The 5,019-nt window shown below is 43.5% G+C and carries 5 protein-coding genes; 2 read left to right on the top strand and 3 right to left on the bottom strand.

The genetic code is table 11. The features are described from left to right. Positions 1-475: 475 nt before the first annotated feature. Together FQ608_RS26980 and ltrA are read left to right on the top strand one after the other, a co-directional pair. The gene (locus FQ608_RS26980; protein ID WP_158861625.1) at positions 476-724 is read left to right on the top strand and encodes a hypothetical protein; all 249 of its coding nucleotides are present in this window, start codon (positions 476-478) and stop codon (positions 722-724) included. Then, entirely contained in the window at positions 690-1,925 is a 1,236-nt protein-coding gene (ltrA, locus tag FQ608_RS26975; protein WP_158861624.1) for a group II intron reverse transcriptase/maturase, read from the top strand. Before FQ608_RS26980 ends, ltrA begins: the two co-directional genes overlap by 35 nt. Positions 1,926-2,033: 108 nt before the next feature. Here ltrA and creD read toward each other — a convergent pair whose 3' ends face one another. Genes creD through FQ608_RS26960 form a run of 3 tightly spaced genes read right to left on the bottom strand, consistent with a single transcriptional unit; the run spans position 2,034 to position 4,338 of the window. After that, positions 2,034-3,374, bottom strand: a complete 1,341-nt coding sequence (gene creD, locus FQ608_RS26970) for a cell envelope integrity protein CreD (protein WP_158861623.1) — start codon at positions 3,372-3,374, stop codon at positions 2,034-2,036. Between the two features lie 59 nt (positions 3,375-3,433). After that, a complete protein-coding gene (locus tag FQ608_RS26965; RefSeq protein WP_158861622.1) occupies positions 3,434-3,724 on the bottom strand; it encodes a winged helix-turn-helix domain-containing protein in 291 nt (96 codons plus the stop codon). Then, positions 3,721-4,338 (bottom strand): hypothetical protein, encoded by a 618-nt coding sequence (locus tag FQ608_RS26960; protein WP_158861621.1) that lies wholly within the window; start codon positions 4,336-4,338, stop codon positions 3,721-3,723. Before FQ608_RS26960 ends, FQ608_RS26965 begins: the two co-directional genes overlap by 4 nt. Between the last annotated feature and the right edge of the window lie 681 nt (positions 4,339-5,019).

The following is a 5,019-nucleotide window of genomic DNA, read 5'->3' as shown; positions in this document are numbered from 1 at the left end:
ATCCGTATAAATCCGTTTAATCCGCCAAATCCCGAAAAACCGGGACAAGTTCAGCATTCCATTAGTTTAGGTCTACAATGAAACAAGAAGGCACATAAAGAACACTCGTTTTTTTCTTCTTCTTTGTGCCTTCAGTGCCTTCTCCGTGATCTTAGTTTGTGCCGTGAAGTTAGAGAAAGACTGAAGTTCTTTAACATGCTGTAATAGAGATGATACAATCCCATTTGCAAAAGTGGGACGGAGTATCGGCAACGCTGTACAGGCGGGGTTGCCAAACCGCTCTACGCTGCAAAAGCCGTAAGGCCGCTGTGGTGAACGTGTAGAGAAAAGGTGGCGGTAAGCCGTCAGGTAAGGATTTAAGAGATGAATGTAAATGAATCGCTGATGAAGTAACGAAACCACAGAATTCGTAGGGCAAAATCACATTGTGCTAAGGATGTAGAGACGAGCATGGCGGACACCTGATTTACTGGCTATGTGCCCACCGTTATACAGGCGACATGACTTCTATCCGGGCTCTATTACGGAACACGGGATCTCCGTTTCAAGGGACCGCCTAAAAAGCGGGAAAGGGAAGTCGGACCAAGCCATAGTAGTATTGAAAGCCCGTGAAAGCGGGAAGGAGCGAAGGGCTTGGGTTATTCAGATGAATATTCACAACAACAACCCGAAAACGGGGATGATTCACGATGAATATACACGTAAAGAAAACAGTACCTATTGAGTATTTGGAAGTTGCCAAAGCGTACCGCAAGGTAAGGCAGGGGGGCAAGGCAATGGGGATAGACGAGGAAAGTTGGGTGGAGTTTGAAAAACAGACTGAGCGCAACCTATACGTTGTCTGGAACCGTCTGGCCTCGGGCAGCTACCATCCACAGGCAGTCCGTGAGGTAGAAATACCGAAAAAGGACGGCAAGATGCGTAAGTTGGGCATTCCCACCCTGCGGGACAGAATAGCGCAGCAGGTGGTGAAGGCCTACATGGAAAAGCGGATAGACAAACTGTTCCATGAGAACTCGTACGGCTACAGGCCGATGAAGAGCGCACACGATGCCATAGAACAGGTCAGGCAGAACAGCTATAAGCAGGACTGGGTGATAGACATGGACATCAGCAAGTTCTTTGACGAGATAGACCACGGGCTGATGCTAAAGGCAACCGCACACGTCATCGGAGACAAGTGGGTGCAAATGTATGTGGAAAGGTGGCTGCGGATGCCCATCCTGAAAGAGGACGGGACACTGCAGGCCAAAGAAGGCAAAGGCACGCCGCAGGGCGGGGTAATAAGCCCTTTGCTGGCTAACCTATACCTGCACTTTTCACTGGACATGTGGCTGGCAAGACACTATCCACAAGTAAGCTTTGTGAGATATGCGGACGATGCGGTAATACACTGCAACAGCAAATCCGAAGCGGAGACTGTATTGGAAGCCATCAAAGAAAGACTGTCAGAAGTGAAGCTACGGGTCAATGAAACCAAGACGCGGATTGCCTATTGTAAAGATTACAGACGCAAGGAAAACCATGATGTTGTCAAATTTGAATTTCTTGGCTTTAGCTATCAGCCCAGGGCAAGAAAGAGCCAAAGGGACGGTAAAAAGTTCATGGCCTTCACGGCTGAAATCAGTCCATCCAACAGGAAGAGAATAACAGAACTGATCAGAGAAAACAAGTTATGGAAAAACACGACGTTGGAAATAACCGCAATATCTGATCTGCTTAACTCAAAGCTCAGAGGATGGATCAATTATTACGGCAGATACAGCAAAAGGAACTTGCGCAGGATGCTGATGAAGATCGATGAACGGCTGATCAAATGGATCGGGAAGAAACATAAGACAGGCCATCGAAAGTCATCGGAAAAACTCAAGCGGATAAGACAGGACAACCCTGCCTTGTTTTATCATTGGCAAAAGGGATACTGAATCATTTATCAAGAATAACACGAGCCGTATGACGGGAGACTGTCACGTACGGTTCTGTGAGAGGCTTAGGGGTGAAACTCCCCTTTGCCTACTCGGCGGTCCTTTTTTTTACGTACCCACAGCCTCTCCATTACTTGAGATTCTGTACCAGTCGATGTTTCGGGTGAGGTACATGGTGGTGCCGAGAATGATAAATAATCCCAAGCTTCCTAACAGCAATGCGTAGTCCTGCGAATTGATGGTCACAAAAAGAAATCCAAAACTGCCTATCAAAATAAGCCCCAAAATAAGGACATACTTCAATCGGTGAAGAAGGGAAATGGAGTAAAGGCAGATCATCGTTATGATAGCCAATGACGAAATACCATAGGCAAAATTAAAATTCGTGTGCTCTGATATTGATATCAGTAGGATATAGAACAGACAAATGGCAACTCCCACCATGGCGTATTGAAGTGGATGGATGTTTTTCTTTCCCAATACTTCCACCAAGAAAAACATCATAAAAGTCAATCCGATCGTCATGATGGCATATTTGGTGGACCGGTTGGATTTTTGATAATCATCCATGGGCGATAATAGCTCCACGCCAAAAGCACTTTCATTTAACGAAGAGGCGAGATTACCCTGCACCCAAGATTGTGGGAAATTTCGGTTGAGCTCAAGGATTTTCCACTGTGCCCGAAATCCTTGTTCATTCACCTCCCGGGTATTGGGAAGGAAGTTTCCGTCAAATTTCGGATCTTGCCAGGTGGACTGCAAGTTCACCGATGTGGTTTTCCCCAAGGGAAGGAATGATAAGTTGTGGCTCCCCTTTAATTTAAGTTGAATGGAAAAGGGAATAGTTTTGGTGGTATCGAAGCTGAAATCCCTCAACGGAACCTGAAATCCCTGGGCAACCAAATGGGCAATGGAAGTACCTGGCTGAACGGGGTGGGTGGTTTTGTCCCATTTGAATTTCACCTCATCTTCGATCCCTCTCAGGTCAGAAACCCCAAAGGTCAAAAATGCCGCATTTTCCTTAATTCCGACCAGGTTTTCCTTATCAAAGTTTTCTATAAGTCGGGTAGATCCGGTAATGTTTAAGGATGACCTATATACCACTCCTTCGTAAATGCCTCTCTCCAAAATTTCTGGCTCAATATTACCCGAAACGTTAAGCTCCTCTGGTAAAATATGGTAGTATCTGGTTACTAACACCTTTTCCTTATTGACTTCTTCCTCATACACTAATGGAATGGTAAGTATGGGACCTTGTAGCTGTTGGTTGCCCGCCCATTTGGAGTAGATATCATCAATGACTTCTTCATTAAGGCTTTCCCGTTCATGGATGATGGCCTGTATCATGCTGGCGGGAATCAGGAGAACTAGGGCCAGGATGCCGATTAGTATAAGTTTGATAATGACCGAATATTTGGTCCATACGGATGTGTTTTGTTCCTCTTTCATTGTGTGTAAATTTAAATTTTAAAAGTACTTTGTATTTCAAAGTAAATTGATAAATTTTTTTATTTTAGTAGGTTCTCCAGTGCGCTTAGATGTTTTTCGAATGCTTCCTTTCCAAGGACAGTAACCGTATAAGTAGTCAAGGGCTTTCGGTCGACAAAGGCCTTGGATACCTCAATATAGGCTTCCTTCTCCAGGGTTTTCAAATGACTGGCCAAGTTACCATCCGTTGCATTTAGCAGATCCTTTAGGGTGTTAAAATCCACGGAGTCATTGACCATCAGGGCAGACATTATACCTAACCGGATTTTATTTTCAAATGCCTTGTTAAAATCTTTAAGAAAATCTTTCACCTGTCATATTTGTAATGCATCATAAGACCATAAACGATGTGTAATACACCAAATCCAATGGCCCAAAATAGAATACCATACCCGATAAAGACGGTTGCCGTCAGTCCTAATACAACTTCCAGGATCCCCAGGCTTCTCAGTTCATCAAAGGAGTACTTGCTTGCATTTACTAATCCCAAGCCATAAAATATAAGTGTAAACGGTGCCACTAACCCAATGTAACCCCGCAACAAGAAAATCAGGCATAAGATCCCACCCGTTCCCACAGGGATAAGTAGGTTTATGATCAATTTTTTGGTGGGCTTATCCCAAAGCTTAGCTTGCTTTTTCTTTGCTTTTAATTGGGTAAAATAAATTCCCGCACCGATGGCCAGTACAAACATGATTAAACCTAAGGCGACTAGTTTAATAATTACTTCATCCGAAAGTACTACCATACGGTACCCCATATAGTCGTTGCTTGTAAACAAAAACCGATAAGCGAAGGCGGCACCCGCAAGTGCGATGATACCGGCCGATACGCCTGACAACCCGCTCAACGAAATAAATCGAGAGGAGCGGTCCATGATGTTTCTTATTTCCTTTAAGTCCTGAAGGTAGGTTTCTTTTTCCATAAAAGTACTTTGAAATGCAAAGTAAAAGTAAATTTCTTAATCATGCAAGAAATTTTTTCCTCTTACCTAAAATCCGGAGCTGTTTTCGAAAACTTGGTAATCATTATGAAGAAAAACCTTCCTGGTTTTATTGATATTCAGCTAGTTGATCAATTTAAATAGGTAAAACCTGGAAGGTTTGAGGATTGAAGGACTTAACAATAATTAGCTGTAGATTTTTAGTAGTAATTGTAATTGCTTTAAAAACTGAGAAAAATCGGTTTTTCCCAAGTGAAAATTAAAGCAAGTCAGCGTCCCGTTCGCTTCAAAGTAAAATAGAACACGGATGACACGGATAATACGGATTAAGCGGATTTTTTTGTTGGTTTAAAAGGTCGACGTTGAAAAAAAAAATCCCTATAACTCCGTTCAATCCGCCAAATCCCGAAAAACCGGGACAAGTTCAGCGTTCCATCTCTTTAGGATTAAAATGAACCCTTGCGGCCGCTGCGTCATCGTTGCGTCCGTTGCGTGAAAAAGAAAGGAACACGGATGACACGGATAATACGGATTAAGCGGATTTTTTTGTTGGTTTAAAAGGTCGACGTTGAAAAAAAAAATCCCTATAACTCCGTTCAATCCGCCAAATCCCGAAAAACCGGGACAAGTTCAGCGTTCCATCTCTTTAGGATTAAAATGAAC

The sequence above is a fragment of the Lunatibacter salilacus genome (genome assembly GCF_009797935.1).
GTDB lineage: Bacteria > Bacteroidota > Bacteroidia > Cytophagales > Cyclobacteriaceae > Lunatibacter > Lunatibacter salilacus.
This window is presented reverse-complemented; position numbering and strand designations above follow the sequence as displayed.